Below are 19,871 nucleotides of genomic sequence, written 5' to 3' on the forward strand. Positions count from 1 at the left end.
ACACTGGGTGTGCACGGCGGCCGGGCTTTGCCCGACACGATCGCCCGAGCTGATTTCACCAATGCATCCCCGCGCCGATCGATGCGCCGAACTGCCCGCGTGAGTCGGCGCTGCCTTGGGCCTTGTAGATCCATTTGCCGGTGTCCGACAATTGCGACACGCTAATTGCGAGCGCGGATTGACCGCCGTACGTGCCGGCCGCCATCGCGACCATGCCGTGTCCGGGCAGGACCGCTTGCGGCAAGCCTGCCATCGCGAGCGCCGATGCCGTGCCCCCGTAGCTGTCCCGGCGGGCGGAACGGATCTGATCGTCCGTATAGCGATTCGCCGCGCTGATCGCGCCGCTCATGCTTTGCTGCAACTGATTGACGTTGACCGCGTCGCTGCCTCGCACGCCGGCTGCGACGTTGGTGATCTGGCGCTCCTGGCCCACCGAGCCAACCGATACTGAGTTCGCTCGGTCTGCGATGGAGCCCTGGCCCAAGGCCACCGAGTTGTCGGCGCTCGCGCTGGCCGCGGCGCCGACCGCCGTCGCGTTGTTGCCGCTGGCGATGGCGTTCGCTCCGATGCTTGTCGCGTTGGCGCCGCTTGCCCGCGCATTCGCCCCGGCCGCAATCGCGTGTGCACCGGATGCTTGCGCGGTTTCAGTCGCGCTTTCACCCGCAGCACTGAATAACGCGCCGACCGAACCGATCGCCGCGTCATTGATCGCCCCTTCGAGCGCCGCGTTCAACTGACCGAGGTTGACCGCGTCGGACGCCAGCACGCCGTTCGCGACGTTGTGGATGACGGTGCCCTCCGTGGTATCGCCGCCGAGCGTAATGCTGTTCCGATTGATGCTGCCGTCGGCGTTCGTGTCGTACATGACCGCGCCGTCGAGTTTCGCCGCGCTCGCGCTGCTCTGATCGCTCACCGCTTTCAGCTGGGCGACGTTGACCGCATCGGTGTCCGCGGTGCCGGCCGCGACGTTGGTGATCTGACGCTCGTTGCCCGCCGACCCGACCGATACGGTCCCCGCGCGATCGGCGATCGAGCCCTGACCAAGCGCGACGGCGTTTGCGGCCAGCGCGCTCGACTGATAGCCGAGCGAAAGGGCGTTGTCGGCGGCTGCGCTGGCACCGGAGCCGATCGCGAGCGTGCCGTCGCCGTTCGCCGTCGCGCTGGCCCCGAGCGCCGTGGCCCCTGAGCCGTCGGCCGACGCGCCCAGCGAGGTCGCGCCGGCCGTGCCGGCGACGGCGCCCGCGCCTATCGCGGTCGAATCCGTTGCGCTCGCGCTGGCGCTCGTGCCGAATGCGCTCGCGTTGGCGCCGACGGCGCTGGCGTTGCTGCCCACGGCGAGCGCGTGCGTGCCTTCTGCGAGCGCGTTGTTGGAGCCGTCGGCCGGGTCGGCAGCGCTGAGGTAGTGCAGCGCGCTGCTTTCAGCGAGTGCATCGACCTTGTTGTCGACCGCGTTCAACTGGCTCACGTTGACCGCGTCAGTGGGCGCAGCGCCCGCGGCGACGTTGGTCAGGCGACGCTCATTATTCGCCGAGCCAAGTGAGACTTCGCCTGTCGCGATGGGGGCCACGACCGGGGTAGCGCCCGCTCCCCCGGGCACAAATGCGCTTTGCGACAGATCCGTCGTGGTGCTGGCATTGGCGCCCAGCGCGACGCTATTGTCGGCGCTCGCGTTTGCGTTGCTGCCGAGGGCGATCGCGCCGGCTCCCGCCGCCGTTGCGCCGAAGCCGATTGCGCTGGCATAGGCGCCGCTCGCCTGCGCAGCGACGCCGAGGGCGATGGCGCCGACACCGCTGACGAGGGTGTTACTACCAAGCGCGACGCTCGAGTCCGCCAGTGCCGAGGCCCATGCTCCGGCGGCGAGCGAGTTGGTGCCTCCGGCCTGCGCGACATAGCCGAGCGCGGTCGAACCGACGCTGGTTGCCGTGGATTGGGAGCCAAACGCGGAGGCGGCCGAATTCGCCGCCATTGAACCGGAGCCCGTTGCGACCGAGTCGACACCGAGCGCCGACGCGTCCAGACCGACCGCGGTCGCGCGTTCCGCCTGCGCATTCGCATAGGGCCCAAAGGCGCCTGCGCCTTCGCCTTTTGCGGAAGAGGAGAGACCCACGGCGACTGCGCTGTCGCCCTGCGCCGTGGCGCCTGCCCCTACCGCGAGCGCGCCGTCGTTTTGCGCGTTCGCTTGCGAGCCGATCGCCAGCGATGAGTTGCCGCTTGCGATGGCCTGTGCGCCTATCGCGACCGCGGCGTCGCCGGGCGCGCTGGCCGTGCCTACCTCGACCGAATCGACGCCGGCGCCGTTCGCTTCCGTGACGCACAGGGCCGCCGCTATGGCAACACCCGCAGTACGTCGAACTGCTCGGGCGATGCTTTTCTGGCACGCGGAAGCACGGTGTATTTGCAGGCAGGCAGTTTGCGCCGCTGCGACTTTTCTTTGAGATGTGGTACGGCCAATTATCGAAATATTCTTGTTCATCAATTTAAAATCCTCCGCATTATTTTAGTTCGTGGCGTGTAGTGCGTAATTCGAGATTGGTGTGACGTTATTGCCCAGCTAAGTTTGAAAATCTCGAAAATAAAAACGCTGGCCATTGGTGAAGCTTGCGCTATTTGGTCGAGCGCGCGTCGTCCCCGCGTTATACGCGTGGTTCCCACGGATGAGGCGCTGGCGGGACGACGCGCAGGAAGAATTCTCCGGTGCCCGCGCGCAATTCAGATATCAGCGAACTCCGAAATTCAATTGGGCTAAAAAATATATTAATACAGGTAGATTTATTGGCGCGAAAAAAAGAATATTCCTATTGTTTTAGTTATTGCTTTGGGCGATATTGGCGTGTGGCTGATGCATGATTGATTCTGGCAAGGAGAGCACATTGATTCCTCACTCGAAAACCCGCGGCCCGAGCATCAAAAACGGGACGTGGCAGACGAACTTTCCCGCGCGCGGCCGCACTTCATCGCATCCGTCATTTTTCGCTCGTCGCCCGGTGACTTACGTCAACCGCTCGGACCGGCAAACGTTCTACAATGACCGTTGTTCTCCGAAGCGAGTTTTCATGCGTAAATTTCTTCTTCCCGGCTTGACTGCCACGTTCGCCGCAACTGCGGTGCTGGTCGCCGCCGCAGGCTTTTTTTCTCCGGCGGCGCACGCCAATAACGTGATCGTGCTCAATTCCGGTGAGGCCACGCTGAGCCTGATCGACGAGAACAGCCGCCAGGTCATCGGCACCGTGCCCACGGGCAAGGAACCGCATCACCTGATGGCCACGCCGGACAATTCCTCGCTGATCGTCGCCAATTCGGTGTCGAACAGCCTGATGTTCGTCGATCCGAAAACGGGGCAGTTGCAGCGCTGGGTCGAGAACATCGAAGATCCCTATCAAATCGGTTTTTCGCCGGATCGCAAGTGGCTCGTCACTACGGGCTTGCGGCTCGACCGCCTCGACATCTACCACTACGACAACCAGAAAAACCAGATGACGCTGGCTTCACGGCTGCCGCTCGCGGTGATGCCCAGCCATATGGCGTTCACGAATGACAGCAGGACGGTGTTCGTTTCGCTGCAGATCTCGGGCGAACTCGCCGCCATCGACCTGCCCACGCAAACCGTCAAATGGAAGATGAAGGTCGGCAAGGTGCCCGCAGGCCTGTGGATGACGCCGGGCGAAAAGTACCTGCTCGTCGGCATGACCGGCGAGGACTACGTCGCCGTCGTGGATTGGCGCAACCAGAAAGTCGTCAAGACGATTCATACGGGCAAGGGCGCTCACAACTTCCGCTCGCTCGCCGACGGCAAGCATGTCGCGGTGTCGAACCGCGTCGCTAGCACGATCAGCATCATCGACGAAGACACGCTCACCAACGTCGGCGATATCACCGGCCTGATGCCGGGACCGGACGACATGGAGCTTTCCGCCGACAAGCGCTATCTGTGGGTGACCTTCCGCTTCGCGAAGCACATTGGCATCATCGATCTCAACACGCGCAAGCTGATCCAGACGATTGCGGTCGGCCGCTCGCCGCATGGTATCTATTTCTTCAACCGCGCGCCGGTCACGGCGCCGAACGGTGCTTGAGGGGTCTCAGGGGGTGCCTGGGAGCAACGCAGCAGAGCCCCGGCGCCACGAGCCACCAAGGATGAAGTAACAGGCCAGCATCATGTTCCATCTGATTTTCTCCACACTCGACAGCTTCGTTTCAGCCACGCAGACGTGGCTGTACGTCGACGTGGTACAGCCGCTGCTGTTCCGGTTCAATCTGATGGACTACGACGAGGACACCTACGACAGCCTGTACTGGGTCATCGTCGGTGTGCTCGAGGTGCTCGCGATGTACGCGATCCTGCGTCCGCTCGAGGCGCTGCGTCCGGTCGAGCAATGGGAGAACCGCAAGGCAGTGCGGGTCGACGTGCTGTACACGTGGATCGCCAAGCTCGGCATTTTGAATCTTTTCTTTTTCTTCGCACTGCAGCCATTCTTCGACAACGTGCAAGGCTGGCTCAGGCTTCACGGCATCGCGAACCTGAACTTCGACAACCTGTGGCCCGGCGTGACCACGCAGCCGCTCGTCACGTTCGTCATGTATCTGCTCGTGCTCGATTTCGCCGGCTACTGGTATCACCGCGGGCAGCACCGCTTCGGCGTGTGGTGGGAACTGCATGCGGTACACCATAGTCAGCGGCAGATGTCGCTTTGGTCCGACGATCGTAACCATCTGCTCGATGATTTGCTGCAGGCGTCGTTCTTCGCGGTGATCTCGCTCGCGATCGGTGTGCCGCCGTCGCAGTTCGTCGTGCTGGTCGCGATCACGAACCTCGCGCAGAGCGTGCAGCACGCGAACATCCGGCTGTATTACGGCTGGCTCGGCGAGCGGCTGCTCGTCAGTCCGGCATTCCATCGCCGTCACCACGCAATCGGCTTAGGTCATGAAGGGCTCAAGTACGGCTGCAATTTCGGCGTGCTGTTCCCATGGTGGGACATGCTGTTCCGCAGCGCGTCGTGGAGCCGCGACGTGGAGCCGACCGGTATCAGCGATCAGCTCGAAGGCCGCCGCTATGGCGATGGCTTCTGGGCGCAGCACTGGTTCGCCTTCGTGCGCATCGCGCATCGCCTGGTATCGAAGCGCCGCGCAACCGGCAACGACACCGCTGCCGTTTGAGTCCTTTCAGAGTCCATTCAGAGTTCATTCTGAGTCCATTGCGGATCCTCTCGAGCACGCGCTCCGCCGCGCCGCCCACTTCCGCCGGCGGCGTGTCCCTTGGTTTATGCTGTGCACGTTCGTGCGCACCTCCAGTGCCCCACCAGCATGCCAGGCCGGCGCGCGGCGCGTTTTTCCTGTCCATCGTTTCGTTCGCAGGCATTGGCTCGCATGAATGATCTGTTGCGCTCGTTTGGGCGTGCACTCGCAAGCGCGTTGCATCCGCGCATGCTCTGGCTGACCTTCAAACCGTTTATCGTCGCGACGGTCGGCTGGGGCTTGCTCCTGTGGTTCTTCTGGCAAACGGTGACCGGCGCGACCCGCACCTGGCTCGACGACTGGTCTTTCACCGCCACGCTTTATCATCTGTTCGACGTGCTCGGTTTCTCGACGCTGCACGCGGTCATCGCACCGTTCATCGTAATTGCAATGGCGATCCCGTTGATCGTCGTCACGGTGCTGCTGCTGATCGCCATGCTGTCGATGCCGGCCGTGATCCGCTTTCTCGCGGCGCGCCAATTCGCCGGGCTGGAGATACGCCGCGGCGGAACATGGTACGGTAGCCTCGGTCAGGCGCTCTGGACCACGCTGCTGTGTCTCGTGCTGCTGATCGTCACCTTGCCGCTGTGGCTCGTACCGCCGTTCTTCGCGCTGATTCCTCCGCTGCTGTGGGGCTGGCTCACGTATCGGGTGATGACCTACGACGCGCTCGCGTTGCATGCGACGCGCGACGAGCGGCGCGAACTCGTGCGGCGCCACCGCTTGCCGCTACTGCTGATCGGGGTCGTGAGCGGCCTCCTAGGCTCGCTGCCGACGCTGCTGTGGGCGTCGTCGGTCTGGCTGGTCGTGCTGTTCCCGGTGATTACCACGGTGACGATCTGGATTTACGCGTTCATCCTGGTGTTCTCGGCGCTATGGTTCGGCAACTACTGCCTGCGCGCGCTGCAGCGTATGCGGGCGGAAGCGTCTGGCGGCGCGCGCGAGGTCGCGCCGGTTCCCTATTGATCAAACGAAAGAGGCGGCAATGGCATTTGGCGTCATCATCATCGGCGATGAAATCCTGTCGGGCAGGCGCGTCGACAAGCATCTACCGAAGGTCATCGAGTTGCTCCGGGCGCGCGGGCTGTCGCTCGGCTGGGCGGAGTACATCGGCGACGATCCGGAGCGCATCACGGCGACGCTGCGTCGGACGTTCGCGTCGGGCGACATCGTTTTCTCGACGGGCGGCATCGGCGCGACACCTGACGACCACACGCGCCAATGCGCGGCGGCCGCGCTCGGCGTGCCGCTCGAGCTGCATCCGGAGGCCGCGAAGCTGATCCAGGAGCGCATCCGCGACATGTATCCGGCGACTTCGACGACGCCGCTCGATCTGAACTCGCCCGAGAACCGGCATCGCCTGAACATGGGCACGTATCCGCAGGGCGCCGACATCATTCCGAACGGCTACAACAAGATTCCGGGTTTTTCGATCCGCCAGCACCATTTCGTGCCGGGTTTCCCGGTGATGGCCTGGCCGATGATCGAGTGGGTGCTGGACACGCAGTACGCGCATCTGCACCACACCACGCCGCACGCCGAAAAGTCGCTGCTGGTGTTCGAGCTGCCGGAGTCGCGCGTGACGCCGCTGATGGAGAAAATCGAGCGGGATTTTCCGGGCGTGCGGGTGTTCAGCCTGCCGAGCGTCGGGGATGCGGAGCGCGGCGGCGTGTATGCGCGGCATCACATCGATCTCGGGGTGAAGGGTGAGCCGGAAGCCGTCGCCGCGGCGTTCGTGAAGCTGCGCGAAGGGGTGCATCTGCTCGGTGGCGACATCGTCGAGCCTGAAGTCGCGGCAGCGGCGGCGGCCGCCACGGGTAAGCCGCGAAGCTGAGAAGGCGACAGCGGTTCGCGCCGGACGGTTGGGTTGGCGCGAGCCGCGACATCGCAGTGTCACAACCCGCGCCGACGATGCAATCAGTGCGTGGTCGGCGCGTCCTGTTTCGATTAGCCTGCCTCAGCCCCGCTAGACAGGACTTGCGCATGTGAGGGCAGTGCGCCAGTCCGCCATCAGGCGCCGATCCACGGCAAGCCGCGAAAACACCATCCCGACACCGTCTTGCGATGCCCTTGGCCGTCCTTGTCGCCTTCGAAGCCTTCCAGCAGGTCGTACGCCTTCGTGAAGCCGGCCTGGGTCGCGGCGATCGCGGCGAGCTTCGAGCGCGCGGCGCTGCGGCACAGGAACAGCACCGGCGTGTCGGGCGAGGCGACCTGCGCGAGTTGCTGCATGAACTCCTGATTGGGCACCGCGCCCGGATAGCGCGTCCATTCGACATGCGCGTATTGGCCATCACCGATCACCGGCCGGCCGACCCAGTCGAGTTCGGCGCGGGTACGCACGTCGACGAGACGCGTGCGCGGATCGAGTTCCAGCAGTTCGAACGCCTCGGCCGGCGATACCGCGCCCGCGTAGGGCAGTTGGTTCTCGGCGCGACGGGCGTCCGCCTTCGCGTAAAGCTGTTCGAGCGTGCTCATGAGCGTCAATCTCCTTCGGACCAAATGATCATTCTAGCGCGCGCCAGGCACCGCGCAGACCTGGGTAGACTGGGCGTGGGGGGCGATCGGCGGGCGCTGCCCCAAACTCGATGCGCAAATATGGTGCACTTTCGTCGGAATGCACCAAAATTGAAGATAACCCGATTTCCAAAGCGGTGAATGCACGAAACTGGTGCGTGAGGATGCTAAGGCGTTTCTTCGTGACGCTGCTCGCGCTCCACGCGTAGCCCGCAAACGCAAGCGCAGTAACGATGTGCGCCGAATTGGCTCATACTGGGCTGAAAGGTGGCACGCTATCTGCTTTATTGGTGCCGATCGATTTGTCCCGCAGAATTTTCCGGCCGCGACGCCGTATAAGTGGACGTTCCGGGACGGGTCAGCTAGATTGGGCGGCGGCTGAAATCCGCCGAAATTGTTAATCAGGAGATAGGTTATGAGTAAATCCGTGGCCGACGTCGTTCAACTCGTCAAAGACGAAGACGTCAAGTTTGTCGACTTCCGCTTCACCGACACGCGCGGCAAAGAGCAACACGTTTCGGTGCCGGTGTCGGCATTCGATGAAGACAAGTTCGAAAGCGGCCATGCGTTTGACGGTTCGTCGATTGCCGGCTGGAAGGGCATCGAAGCATCGGACATGTTGCTGGTCCCGGACGCGAACACGGCCTTCATCGACCCGTTCTTCGAAGAATCGACCCTCGTGCTGACCTGCGACGTCGTCGAACCGGCTGACGGCAAGGGCTACGAGCGCGATCCGCGCTCGCTCGCGAAGCGCGCCGAAGCGTACCTGAAGAGCTCCGGCCTCGGCGACACCGCTTACTTCGGTCCGGAACCGGAATTCTTCATTTTCGACTCGGTCCAGTGGAACACGGACCAGTCGGGCTGCTTCATCAAGATCGGCTCGGAAGAAGCACCGTGGTCGTCGGCGAAGGAATTCGAAGGCGGCAACACCGGCCATCGTCCGGGCACCAAGGGCGGCTACTTCCCGGTCGCGCCGGTCGACACGTTCCAGGACATCCGCTCGGAAATGTGTCTGCTGCTCGAACAGATCGGCATTCCGGTCGAAGTGCACCACCACGAAGTGGCGGGCCAGGGCCAGAACGAAATCGGCACCAAGTTCTCGACGCTCGTGCAGCGCGCCGACTGGCTGCAGCAGATGAAGTACATCGTCCACAACGTCGCGCACACGTACGGCAAGACGGCGACGTTCATGCCGAAGCCGGTCGTCGGCGATAACGGTTCGGGCATGCACGTTCACCAGTCGATCTGGAAGGACGGCCAGAACCTGTTCGCGGGCAATGGTTACGCAGGTCTGTCGGAATTCGCGCTGTTCTACATCGGCGGCATCATCAAGCACGCTCGCGCGCTGAACGCGATCACCAACCCGGGTACGAACTCGTACAAGCGTCTCGTGCCGCACTTCGAAGCGCCGGTCAAGCTGGCTTACTCGGCTCGCAACCGTTCGGCATCGATCCGTATTCCGCACGTGTCGAACCCGAAGGGCCGCCGTATCGAAACGCGCTTCCCGGATCCGCTGGCGAATCCGTACCTGTGCTTCTCCGCGCTGATGATGGCGGGTCTGGACGGCGTACAGAACAAGATTCACCCGGGCGAAGCTGCCGACAAGAACCTGTACGACCTGCCGCCGGAAGAGGATGCAAAGATCCCGACCGTGTGCGCCGGCCTCGACCAGGCTCTCGACGCACTCGACGCGGACCGCGAGTTCCTGACGCGCGGTGGCGTGTTCACGGATTCGATGCTCGACGCGTACATCGAACTGAAGACGGGCGAGCTGCAACGCTATCGTCAGTCGGTGCACCCGATCGAATTCGAAATGTACTACTCGCTGTAAGCGGCGATGGCGCTTCGCCCTTCACGCGGCGAAGCGCTTTGCCCGACGCTCGCGATCGGTCACGAAGGGACGGCGGCGCCGTCCCTTTTTCGTTAGGCCGTACGCACGGCCGGCCGCGCGCGGGCGACATGCATTGCGACGAATCACCAATAGGCCGCACTCCTGATTTATCACCATCTCCTACCGGCCACACTGCAAGATGGTTCTCAAGAATCTGATCAAGGCAAGGAAAGGACACGAACAGACGCTGTCGGATGACGCGCAGCTCGTGAGCTCTGGCTTGCTGCCAGGCTTCGAGGCGTTGCCCACCGTCGTGCTGGTGCTCGAGAAGCGCACGCTGCGCGTCGCGTTCGCGAATCCGTCGGCGGAGTCGATGCTGGAGATGTCGCGCAAGCAACTGACGCAGATGGCGTGGCCGGACATCTTCTCGAATGCGGACGAACTGGTCGCGACGATCACCGCGATCGCCGCGCACCGCTTTCACGCGACGCATCTTGACGCCGTGCTCGAGCGTCCCGGCCACGAGCCACTGCACGCGCATGCGATCGTCGGCTTTCTGGAAAGCGCGCAGGACTACGTGTTGCTCGAACTATTCGAGAACGAGCGGCATCTGCGCACCGACCGCGAAGAGCGCATCAACGACCTGACGGCCGTCAACAAGCATCTGATCCGCAATCTCGCACACGAGATCAAGAATCCGCTCGGCGGCATTCGCGGCGCCGCGCAACTGCTCGAATTCGAACTCGGCGAGCGTCAGCGCGACGAGTTGCGCGAGTACACCCAGGTCATCATCAAGGAATCGGACCGGCTGCAGACGCTGGTCGACCGCCTGCTCGAACCGCACCGGCATCCGCATATCGTCGGCGACGTGAATATTCACGAGGTGTGCGAGCGTGTGCGTCAGGTGATTCTCGCGGAATTTCCGCGCGGCCTGACGATCGAGCGCGACTACGACGTCAGCGTGCCGGATCTGCGCGGCGACAAGGAGCAGCTGATCCAGGCGCTGCTGAACATCGTGCGCAATGCGGCCGAGGCGTTGCGCGAGCGGATCTCGCAGGGCGATGCGCGCATCGAGTTGCGTACGCGCATCGCGCGCAAGGTCACGATTTCAAAACGCCTGTGCAAGCTGGCATTGGACTTGCATATCGTCGACAACGGCCCAGGCATTCCGGAAGAGATTCGCGACCGCATTTTCTATCCGCTCGTATCGGGGCGCGAGGACGGCAGCGGTCTCGGTCTAACGCTTGCGCAGACCTTCGTGCAGCAGCACGAAGGTCTGATCGAGGTGGACAGCCGGCCGGGCCATACCGAGTTTCAGATTCTGCTGCCGCTCGACCTCTAGATACCACAAGCACCTCAAGACTTCTGACCGAACCATATGAAGCCGATCTGGATAGTAGACGACGATCAATCAATTCGCTGGGTGCTCGAGAAAGCGCTGGCGCGCGAGAACTTCGCGACGCGCAGCTTCGCCAACGTGCGCGAAGCGTCGGCCGCGCTCGATCACGACAGCCCGCAGGTGCTGGTCTCCGATATCCGCATGCCCGGTGGCTCCGGGCTGGAGTTGCTGCAAACCGTCCGCGACAAGGTGCCAGGCTTGCCGGTCATCATCATGACCGCGTTCTCGGATCTCGATAGCGCGGTGGCCGCATTCCAGGGCGGTGCGTTCGAGTATCTGGCGAAGCCGTTCGATGTCGACAAGGCCGTCGAGCTGATTCGCCGCGCGGTCGACGAAAGCATGCGTGGCGAGCAGACGTGGGACGAGCGCGTCGCCGAAGCGCCCGAGATGCTCGGCCAGGCACCCGCGATGCAGGACATGTTTCGCGCGATCGGTCGCCTGTCGCATTCGGCGGCCACCGTGCTCATTACCGGCGAATCAGGCACCGGGAAGGAACTGGTCGCGCGTGCGCTGCACCGACATAGCCCACGCGCGAACGGCCCCTTCATCGCGTTGAACACGGCCGCGATTCCGAAGGATCTGCTGGAGTCCGAACTGTTCGGTCATGAGCGTGGAGCGTTCACCGGCGCGCAGGCGATGCGCCAGGGACGCTTCGAACAGGCCGAGAACGGCACGCTGTTTCTCGACGAAATCGGCGACATGCCGTTCGATCTGCAGACGCGCCTGTTGCGCGTGCTGTCGGACGGACAGTTCTATCGCGTGGGCGGCCACAATCCGCTGCGCGCGAATGTGCGCGTGATCGCGGCGACACACCAGAATCTCGAAGCGCGCGTGCGGCAGGGGCTGTTTCGCGAGGACCTGTATCACCGTCTGAACGTGATCCGCTTGCGCTTGCCCGCGTTGCGCGAGCGTAGCGAGGACATTCCCCTGCTGACGCGACATTTCCTGCAGAAGAGCGCGCGTGATCTCGGCGTCGAACCGAAGCGCGTGTCCGACGAGGCGCTCGCGTATCTGGCGTCGCTGCCGTTTCCGGGCAACGTGCGGCAACTCGAGAATCTCGCGAACTGGCTTACGGTGATGGCGCCCGCGCAGACGATCGAAATCAAGGATCTGCCGCCCGATCTCGGGCCCGCGCACAGCGGCGGGAGCGAGCCCGGTGCGGGCGCCGCCGCGGGCGCGACGACGGATGGCGCCGTGACGATCAATACGGGATTCACGGTCGGTGCGCCGCTCGCTGGAGCGAACGCCAGCACGCTCGTGCATCCGGTCGGTGCGGGCGGTGCGTCGGTCGCCACCGCGCTGAGCGCATGGGAAGGCGGCCTGCGCACCGAAGTCGCGCGCATGCTGCGCGAGAACGCGGCCGACGTGATGGACGAACTCGCGCGCCGCTTCGAAGCGGCCGTGATCCGCGAGGCGCTCGACTTCACGCGCGGCCGCAAGGTCGAGGCGGCCGAGCGGCTCGGTATCGGGCGCAATACGATTACGCGCAAGATTCAGGAGCTCAATCTCGAGCCTTGATGCGGTCGTATTGAGCGATCCTGCATCGCAGGCGAGGGCGGCTCAGGCCGCCTTCGTCGTTTTTGCATCGCGCGTTGCGGCAAACCGGCAACTGTCGTGCACGAGGCATAATCAACGCTGTTCCGATCCGACAGCCGACGATGCCAGCTTCTCCCGCTTCTCCCGCCCCGTTCGAGTGGCCGCTTTCCCCCGATCCTTTCCTGTCGCTCGAAGAGCTGTACGACACCGACGCACTCGCATGGGTCGACGCGCAGAATGCGCGCACCCGTGCGGCGTGGTGCAGCGGCGCGTCGTTCGACGCGCTCAGACACCGGCTCGCCGATGCCTATCTGCCGCGCGAGCGCCCGGTGATTCCGGATCGCTGGAAGGACTGGGCCTACGATCTGTGGCAGGACGCGAGCAATCCGCGCGGCATCTGGCGACGCACCGCGTGGGCCGCATGGCGCGCCGGCGCGCCGGTGTGGCAGAACCTGCTCGACTTCGACGCGCTCGGCGCGGCCGAAGGCACACCGTGGGTGTGCGTCGATCTCGACATCCTCTATCCGGACGGCGGCCGCGCGCTGATCACGATGTCGCCGGGCGGCTCGGACGCGCTCGTCGTGCGCGAGTTCGATCTCGACGCGCGGCGTTTCATTGACGATGGTTTCGCGATAGCGAAGGCGGGCAAGCACACGGTGTCGTGGATCGATCGCGATACGCTGTACGTTGGCTGGGACAGCGGGCGCAAGACGCTGACGCGTTCCGGTTATCCACGCGACGTGCGGCGCTGGACCCGTGGCACCGCGCTCGCCGACGCGCCCGTCGTGTTTCGCGGCGAGTTTGACGACATCGGCGTGGAGGCGAATTACGATCCGCTCGATCGCCGGCATACGGTGACGAGCAGCGTCGACTTTTTCGATTCGCACACCTATTACCTCGACCACGTCAGCGATGCCTGGCATCGTTACGAGGTGCCGTCGCATGTCGCGGTGGGGGCGTGGCAGGGCTGGCTGCTGCTAGAGCCACGGCTCGACTGGGACTGCGAGTGGGACGGCAATCGCGCGCGCTATCCTGGCGGCGCGCTGCTCGCGATTCGCGAGGACGCGTTTTTGCGCGGCGAGCGCGACGTGACGCCGCTTTTCACGCCGACACCGCTGACCTCGGCCTGCGACTGGTCGCACACGCGCCATCATCTGATCGTGTCGTATCTCGACGACGTACGCGCCAAGACGCTGATCTGGACGCCTTCGCAGCGCGAGGACGGCACGTGGCACTGGCGCGAGCGCGTGTTTGCGGCGCGCGGCGATGCGCAGGTCGATGTGTCGCCGGTCGAGTCGACGCTGAACGACGAAGTGTTCGTCGACACCGACGATTATCTGCAACCGCCTGCCTACTGGCTCTCCGATCTCGCGCGCGACGAGCCCGGCGAATGGGAGTTGCTCGACCGTTGGCCGACGCAGTTCGACGCGACGAGCGTTGCCGTGACGCGCGGCCATGCGGTATCGGCCGATGGCACGCGCATACCGTACACGGTGATTGGGCCGAAGGAAGCACTGTCATCGCCGGGCGATCGACAACCGACGCGTCCGTGTCTGCTGAGCGGCTACGGCGGCTTCGCGATTCCGCTGTTGCCGAGCTATCTGACGGGGCAGGGCATCGGCTGGCTCGAACGCCGCGGCGTGTACGTGGTCGCACATATTCGCGGCGGCGGGGAGTTCGGCACGCGCTGGCACACGGCGGCGCAGGGAGAAAATCGCCAGCGCGCGTTCGATGATTTCATCGCGGTCGCCGAAGCGCTGATCGCGAGAGGCGTGACGAGCGCCGCGCAGCTCGGCATTCAGGGCGGCAGCAACGGCGGTCTGCTGGTGGCCGCTTGCATGGTGCAGCGGCCGGAGCTATTCGGCGCGGTCGTGTGCGAGGTGCCGTTGCTCGATATGAGCCGATATCACCTGCTGCACGCGGGCGCATCGTGGATCGACGAGTACGGCGACCCGGACGAACCCGATGAAGCGCGCACGCTCGCCGCGTATTCGCCGTATCACAACCTCGCGGCGGGCGTCGCGTATCCGCCGGTGCTATTCATGACGTCGACCGCCGACGATCGCGTGCATCCCGGCCACGCGCGCAAGATGGCCGCGCGCATGCAGGCGCTGGGCGCGCAGAACGTGTGGTACCGGGAGAATACGGAAGGCGGACACGGCGGCTCCGATGAGCTGGAGCAGGCCGAGCATGATGCGATGGTGTTCGAGTTCTTGTGGGGTGTGCTGGGCGACGCTTGAAGCAATAGGGGAGCGAGGCCGCACTGCCTCGCTTCGTGGCTGTGTTCCGGATCAACCGAGCTGCGCGAACACCGGCGCGTGATCCGACGGCTGCTCCCATTTGCGCGGCACCTTGTCGATGTCGCACGCCTTGCAGATGTCGGACAGCGCCTTCGACAGCAGGATGTGATCGATGCGCAACCCCGCATTGCGACGGAAGGCCATCATCCGGTAGTCCCACCACGAATAGATCTTTTCCTGCTGCTCGAACTGGCGGAAGGCGTCGAGCAGACCGAGGCCGATCAGCCGCACGAACGCGGCGCGCTCTTCGGGCGACACCAGATTCTGACCTTCCCATGCCTTCGGGTCGTGCACATCGCGATCTTCGGGCGCGATGTTGTAGTCGCCGAGCAGCGCGAGCTTCGGATGCAGTGTCATCTCGGTTGCGAGCCAGTCGTGCAGCGCGTCGAGCCAGCGTAGCTTGTACGCGAACTTGTCGGTGCCGGGCGCCTGACCGTTGGGGAAATACGCGGAGATCATGCGCACGCCGTCGACGGTCGCCGCGATCACGCGCTGCTGCGGGTCCTCGAAACCGGGGATGTTGCGCACGATGCTGGTTTCGTCGACGTTCAAACCTTCGCGCACCAGAATGCCGACACCGTTATACGTTTTCTGACCCGCGTACCAGCTTCGATAGCCGACCGCCTCGAGTTCGGCGCGCGGAAACTTTTCGTCGGGGAGCTTCAGTTCCTGCAGGCACAGCACGTCGGTGCCGCTGCTCGCGAGCCAGTCGACGACGTGCTGCTGGCGGACTTTGAGGGAGTTGACGTTCCAGGTGGCGATTTTCACGAAAATATCCGGTGCGTGCGTGATGAGAGCGAGGCCGATTATAGCGGGGGCCTCGCCGGTCAAAGTCGGCGACATTCTACTTGCTGTGTGCGTCGCGCCATGCGTGGAATACGAGGCTGCGCCGCATGTCTTGCGCTCACGGCGCATGCTCATGCGTGTTCATCGGGGCTCGAATCTCATCGCGACGACGTCGTTCGATAAATGTTCCGCTCATAGGTTTGACGTTTTGCTAGCAAGCTTATATAATCTTCTTTCTCTGACGCGGGGTGGAGCAGTCTGGCAGCTCGTCGGGCTCATAACCCGAAGGTCGTAGGTTCAAATCCTACCCCCGCAACCAAAGCCCCTTAAGGCTTTCCCGGATTTCAGGCTTTCAGGTAGAACCTTCTTTTTGCGTTTTTGGGCAATAGGTGGGCAAAAACCGCGAAAATCCGGCAAGAATCCCGTCGCACCAATGAACCCGCCTTCGAGCGGGTTTTTTGTTTTCCGGGCCTCTGGCGCGTTCAGGCTATCCTCTACCCAACGTCGCCCTCATGATGCCCGCTACAGGACTGGGGTTCGTCTTGGCCTGCCGGGTCTCATGACGCATCCCTCTTTCCACATCGTCAGCACCATGCAAAGCAGGGCCTCCATTACAGAAGCGGGCCGCACCCGAACCGCCGTCGCAAAGACCTGGAGCGAAATGCCGCCGACGGGGCAACGACGGGTCGATGGTTTCCTCAATGGCGCGCCGTGTCGATTTGTCCTGACTTTTGGGGCTGGCCGCGGAGCTGTCACCAAGTTCTATGCGTACTTTGAGGTTCGCGGGCAAGTCTGGTATATCGACACCGGTGATGGCTATCTCTCGGACGGAGCCTCGGTGGACTTCAAGGATTAGTGTTTGGCGTGCGCGTGGCGCCGACGTCGGATTCCCTGTGCGCGACCGCCGCGACGTACAACTCGGTCTTCCGGTGATGCGCCGACAGGCTCACATCGGTCGCCGCCGTTATCGGCGAGCAACTAGGACGGTCACCCTCTCCAATTTCTGCTGGGCGCCCGCCGACACTCGGCTTCACCTTCGCCAACAGTTCGCGTCCCTGCGTTTGCCGGATTAACGTCATCTGCTGCTGATCCAGCATGCTTGGCCCTGTTGGGCGGCCCGAATCAATAGCACCCTCTGATGCTAAGCCACTACCAGTGGCAAGCTAATCCGTTACGTTGTGGCATGCTACGGGCAACACCGCAAACAAGACGGAGCAAACATTGGCGCAGAACATTTTTGCATTTACCGCGGGCGATCCCGAGGCGCGCAAGCATCTGGACGTTTCGATAACGCGTCCAGTAGACATCACAATCGTTCGTCAGTGCGTTCCGCACGAGCAACTCGCGAAATTAGAAGAGCTGGCGGCCACCGACGGCATCTACGCATGGGGAGCGGTGCCCGGAACGATGAATGATCGCTACTATCCATCTCTGCAGATTGGCGACTGGATGCTGTGCGTCTTCGGCGGCCGGTGCAGATTCGTCGCTCGCGTAGTACACAAACTGGACAGCATCAATCTCGCACGCGCACTGTGGGGCCAAACGGATGACGGGAAGACATGGCAATACATGTTCTTTCTATCGAAACCGACTCCCGTCGATGTCGCCCTGTCCAGTTTGACGTCGTTCCTGCCCAAACAGTTCTTCGGCTTCGCGCGCGTTGGGAATGAAAACACTGCAAATATCCTCGCCGCATACGGATCGCTCGATGAATTTGTTGGTAAGGCATTGCTCGCCCCTACGACGCCTGTTGGCGCCCCCATCCCACAGAACCACGACTCTTCGTCGGACGTGGGGGATCACGTCGAAAAAAAAATCGTCAGCGAATCTGGATTGCCTGAACCGGACAAGCTCTGTCTCATCGGTACATCGAAAACACTTAGCTGGCTGTCTACCGCGCAAGAATTGATTCGTACCACTGGGGCCTTTGCATCCTGGTGGAGCTTTCGAATTCCCGAGGCTGCGGGTCAAGACCTCCCCGCCCCTTTCTTCCTATACATCAACGCCGGTTATGGGCGTATTACGCATCGCCTCACGTGCGAAACCTATGTCAGTTCGGCAGGCTTGGAGGGTCTCGTCAGCCCTTGGCCGGACCACACACCCAGTACCCAGAGGGGCCAACGTCGTGCGGGCGCAAAACAAAGCGAAGTGTTCAAAACCTGGCTACTCGTGCGGGCCGTGGAGGAACTCGAGCCAGCATTGAGCATCGACGCCTTCTCGGCCGTCCCTCCCTGGTCGAAGTCATCGAGTCTTCTTAATCAAAACGCGTTTGGTTTCGCTCACCTGGAACACGAAGAGATTGAGGCGCCCCCGATCGAACAGTATGAGATTGACGACGCAGTTGCCGATCTGTTCATCGATCGCCATGAGTTCGTCAAGGCATCACGACTCTTGCTTGCAAAGAAGAACCTGATTCTTCAAGGGCCGCCAGGTGTAGGCAAGACCTTTATTGCAAAGCGACTGGCATACGCGACCATCGGCGTCAAAGCTCCAGATCGTGTCGAAACTGTACAGTTTCATCAAGCCTACAGTTATGAGGATTTCATCCAAGGCTTTAGGCCGAAGATCGATGGGAATGGCTTTGCCCTGAAAGATGGTATCTTCTACAGATTCTGCGAAAAAGCCCGAGACAATCCTGATGAGAAGTTTGTGTTTCTCATTGACGAAATCAATCGCGGTAACGTCGGAAAGATCTTTGGCGAGTTATTAATGCTTATCGAGGCTGATAAGCGTAGTCCAGAATGGGCATTGCAGCTCGCGTATTCAAGCGAAACGGCAAGCAAGTTTTACGTGCCGAACAATCTTTACATCATTGGCATGATGAACACTGCAGACCGGTCGTTGTCTACAATCGACTACGCATTGCGCAGACGATTCGCATTTTCCGCAGTCAGGCCCGGATTCAATCACGACGTCTTTAAATCCTATCTGAAAAAGCTTGGCTGGTCCGAACAATATGCCGTCAAGATAGTAAACAGGCTTAACTCCGTTAACAGCAAGATCGCAGATGACCCAGAACTCGGTGAGGGTTTTTGCATTGGCCATAGTTATTTTTGCTGTGCCCGCCCACCGCATCTAACCGACGACGACTATTATCAGGAAATTATCGAAACAGAGATTGTCCCGTTGCTCCATGAGTATTGGTTTGACAAATCAGGTGACGAACTGAAACTGATCAGTGACGATCTTCAATAGATGATACCCATTCGAAATTTGTACCACCTGCTTTGTTATGCCTGGAATGCCCTACATTTCGATTGGGTCATTGATGCGGGAAAAATACAAGGCGAAAACGTCGAAAATCTGCTGGCGATGATGCTGATCAACGGGTTGCAGCCGCTGGTTAGACGCGGTCTTCACAAGCAGTATGCCACTCGGGATGATGAACTCAGGACACTGCGTGGCAGGATCGACTACGGAACGTCCCTCAAACGTGCGCTGTTTGAGCGAGGGCTGATCGCGTGTTCGTACGATGAGCTGTCGGAAGATGTGCTCCCCAATCAAGTCATTAAGCAAACGGCAAAAAATTTGCTTCAATGCGAGTCAATTGATGGGATGCTTCGTGCTAGCTTACGGAAATTACTACCAAAACTGTCGGGTGTTTCGCCTATAACTCTCTCGGAACCAACTCTCAATGCCGCAGCCCATGCGTGCATGGACCCGCTATCCAGATTTTTGATCAATGTCTCATATCTTGCGTATCATAGCCTGGTGCCCGAGCAGGGTGGCAATCGTTTTAGGGCCCTGGAGTTCATTAGAGATGAAAAGAGGATGTGGCGCCTGTTCCAGAATTTTGTGTTCAACTATCTCAGACTTGAGGCTGGCGGTTTCAAGGTAAATCGGGCGACCATAAAATGGGACGTCGAATCGGGGAGCGATACAGATTTGCTTCCGAGAATGAATACTGACGTTACGCTGATCGGAAAGGATCGCCATCTGATTATTGAAATTAAATATACCAAGACGCTCTTCCAGACCTACTTTGAAAAGTCCTCGCTACGATCGGAACATCTGTATCAGGTGCTCACATATCTGGAGCAACAGGCTGCCGCCAACACTTTGGAAAACCGGCCCGTACCAGAAGCGATTCTGCTGTATCCCGCAGCGACGCACCGTATCGATGCACGTTATCGAATAAAGGGCCGACAACTCCGAGTCATGACGCTGGACCTCGCTCAGCCATGGGAAGGTATCCGGTCCGACCTAGGAGCGTTAGTTTCGGGTAGTCAGGTCTTAATCGACCGATAAAATACTGATAAGGCGTGACCGCGGC

The 19,871-nt window shown here is 61.8% G+C and carries 14 protein-coding genes and 1 tRNA gene; 12 read left to right on the forward strand and 3 right to left on the reverse strand.

Annotated elements, in window-relative coordinates:
- Window positions 1–55: 55 nt before the first annotated feature.
- Window positions 56–2,473 (reverse strand): YadA family autotransporter adhesin, encoded by a 2,418-nt coding sequence (locus tag G5S42_RS18605; protein WP_176108155.1) that lies wholly within the window; start codon window positions 2,471–2,473, stop codon window positions 56–58.
- A 580-nt stretch (window positions 2,474–3,053) separates the two neighbouring features.
- Here G5S42_RS18605 and G5S42_RS18610 point away from each other — a divergent pair.
- The 4 genes from G5S42_RS18610 to G5S42_RS18625 all read left to right on the forward strand — a co-directional run bounded on the left by G5S42_RS18610 (window position 3,054) and on the right by G5S42_RS18625 (window position 7,066).
- A complete protein-coding gene (locus G5S42_RS18610) occupies window positions 3,054–4,073 on the forward strand; it encodes a YVTN family beta-propeller repeat protein (RefSeq protein WP_176108156.1) in 1,020 nt (339 codons plus the stop codon).
- An 82-nt stretch (window positions 4,074–4,155) separates the two neighbouring features.
- Entirely contained in the window at window positions 4,156–5,154 is a 999-nt protein-coding gene (locus G5S42_RS18615) for a sterol desaturase family protein (RefSeq protein WP_176108157.1), read from the forward strand.
- Window positions 5,155–5,364: 210 nt separating this feature from the next.
- Complete coding sequence (locus G5S42_RS18620) at window positions 5,365–6,198, forward strand: EI24 domain-containing protein (RefSeq protein WP_176108158.1); 834 nt, start codon at window positions 5,365–5,367, stop codon at window positions 6,196–6,198.
- A 19-nt stretch (window positions 6,199–6,217) separates the two neighbouring features.
- Entirely contained in the window at window positions 6,218–7,066 is an 849-nt protein-coding gene (locus tag G5S42_RS18625) for a competence/damage-inducible protein A (protein WP_018435396.1), read from the forward strand.
- 176 nt (window positions 7,067–7,242) lie between these two features.
- Here the strand turns inward: G5S42_RS18625 and G5S42_RS18630 are convergent, their stop codons facing one another.
- Window positions 7,243–7,707 carry a rhodanese-like domain-containing protein gene (locus tag G5S42_RS18630; RefSeq protein ID WP_013089841.1) on the reverse strand — a complete coding sequence of 155 codons (465 nt, stop codon included), beginning with the start codon at window positions 7,705–7,707 and terminating at the stop codon, window positions 7,243–7,245.
- Window positions 7,708–8,161: 454 nt separating this feature from the next.
- On the opposite strand from G5S42_RS18630, the gene glnA reads away from it, so the two are divergent.
- From glnA to G5S42_RS18650, 4 genes are all read left to right on the forward strand, one after another.
- Window positions 8,162–9,577 carry a type I glutamate--ammonia ligase gene (gene glnA, locus G5S42_RS18635; RefSeq protein ID WP_176108159.1) on the forward strand — a complete coding sequence of 472 codons (1,416 nt, stop codon included), beginning with the start codon at window positions 8,162–8,164 and terminating at the stop codon, window positions 9,575–9,577.
- Window positions 9,578–9,776: 199 nt separating this feature from the next.
- Window positions 9,777–10,919 (forward strand): nitrogen regulation protein NR(II), encoded by a 1,143-nt coding sequence (glnL, locus tag G5S42_RS18640; protein ID WP_176108160.1) that lies wholly within the window; start codon window positions 9,777–9,779, stop codon window positions 10,917–10,919.
- 36 nt (window positions 10,920–10,955) lie between these two features.
- A complete protein-coding gene (ntrC, locus tag G5S42_RS18645; protein WP_176108161.1) occupies window positions 10,956–12,494 on the forward strand; it encodes a nitrogen regulation protein NR(I) in 1,539 nt (512 codons plus the stop codon).
- A gap of 140 nt (window positions 12,495–12,634) precedes the next feature.
- On the forward strand, window positions 12,635–14,752 hold the full coding sequence (locus G5S42_RS18650) for a prolyl oligopeptidase family serine peptidase (protein ID WP_176108162.1): 2,118 nt from the start codon (window positions 12,635–12,637) through the stop codon (window positions 14,750–14,752).
- Between the two features lie 51 nt (window positions 14,753–14,803).
- Here the strand turns inward: G5S42_RS18650 and xth are convergent, their stop codons facing one another.
- Window positions 14,804–15,580, reverse strand: coding sequence for an exodeoxyribonuclease III (gene xth / locus G5S42_RS18655; protein ID WP_176108163.1), 777 nt, complete (start codon window positions 15,578–15,580; stop codon window positions 14,804–14,806).
- A gap of 260 nt (window positions 15,581–15,840) precedes the next feature.
- On the opposite strand from xth, the gene G5S42_RS18660 reads away from it, so the two are divergent.
- The 4 genes from G5S42_RS18660 to G5S42_RS18675 all read left to right on the forward strand — a co-directional run bounded on the left by G5S42_RS18660 (window position 15,841) and on the right by G5S42_RS18675 (window position 19,846).
- Window positions 15,841–15,917: transfer RNA gene (locus tag G5S42_RS18660), tRNA-Met, on the forward strand.
- A 240-nt stretch (window positions 15,918–16,157) separates the two neighbouring features.
- Entirely contained in the window at window positions 16,158–16,454 is a 297-nt protein-coding gene (locus G5S42_RS18665; RefSeq protein ID WP_176108164.1) for a hypothetical protein, read from the forward strand.
- A gap of 365 nt (window positions 16,455–16,819) precedes the next feature.
- Window positions 16,820–18,793 carry an AAA family ATPase gene (locus G5S42_RS18670; RefSeq protein ID WP_176108165.1) on the forward strand — a complete coding sequence of 658 codons (1,974 nt, stop codon included), beginning with the start codon at window positions 16,820–16,822 and terminating at the stop codon, window positions 18,791–18,793.
- A complete protein-coding gene (locus tag G5S42_RS18675) occupies window positions 18,794–19,846 on the forward strand; it encodes a 5-methylcytosine restriction system specificity protein McrC (protein ID WP_176108166.1) in 1,053 nt (350 codons plus the stop codon).
- Window positions 19,847–19,871: the final 25 nt, after the last annotated feature.

Source organism: Paraburkholderia youngii (assembly GCF_013366925.1).
Taxonomy (GTDB): Bacteria; Pseudomonadota; Gammaproteobacteria; order Burkholderiales; family Burkholderiaceae; genus Paraburkholderia; species Paraburkholderia youngii.

Coding starts and splice junctions, on each gene's coding strand:
- G5S42_RS18610 (WP_176108156.1), top strand. CDS start 3,054: ATGCGTAAATTTCTTCTTCCCGGCTTGACTGCCACGTTCGCCGCAACT.
- G5S42_RS18665 (WP_176108164.1), top strand. CDS start 16,158: ATGACGCATCCCTCTTTCCACATCGTCAGCACCATGCAAAGCAGGGCC.
- G5S42_RS18650 (WP_176108162.1), top strand. CDS start 12,635: ATGCCAGCTTCTCCCGCTTCTCCCGCCCCGTTCGAGTGGCCGCTTTCC.
- G5S42_RS18620 (WP_176108158.1), top strand. CDS start 5,365: ATGAATGATCTGTTGCGCTCGTTTGGGCGTGCACTCGCAAGCGCGTTG.
- G5S42_RS18675 (WP_176108166.1), top strand. CDS start 18,794: ATGATACCCATTCGAAATTTGTACCACCTGCTTTGTTATGCCTGGAAT.
- glnL (WP_176108160.1), top strand. CDS start 9,777: ATGGTTCTCAAGAATCTGATCAAGGCAAGGAAAGGACACGAACAGACG.
- ntrC (WP_176108161.1), top strand. CDS start 10,956: ATGAAGCCGATCTGGATAGTAGACGACGATCAATCAATTCGCTGGGTG.
- G5S42_RS18615 (WP_176108157.1), top strand. CDS start 4,156: ATGTTCCATCTGATTTTCTCCACACTCGACAGCTTCGTTTCAGCCACG.
- G5S42_RS18630 (WP_013089841.1), bottom strand. CDS start 7,707: ATGAGCACGCTCGAACAGCTTTACGCGAAGGCGGACGCCCGTCGCGCC.
- G5S42_RS18605 (WP_176108155.1), bottom strand. CDS start 2,473: ATGAACAAGAATATTTCGATAATTGGCCGTACCACATCTCAAAGAAAA.
- glnA (WP_176108159.1), top strand. CDS start 8,162: ATGAGTAAATCCGTGGCCGACGTCGTTCAACTCGTCAAAGACGAAGAC.
- G5S42_RS18625 (WP_018435396.1), top strand. CDS start 6,218: ATGGCATTTGGCGTCATCATCATCGGCGATGAAATCCTGTCGGGCAGG.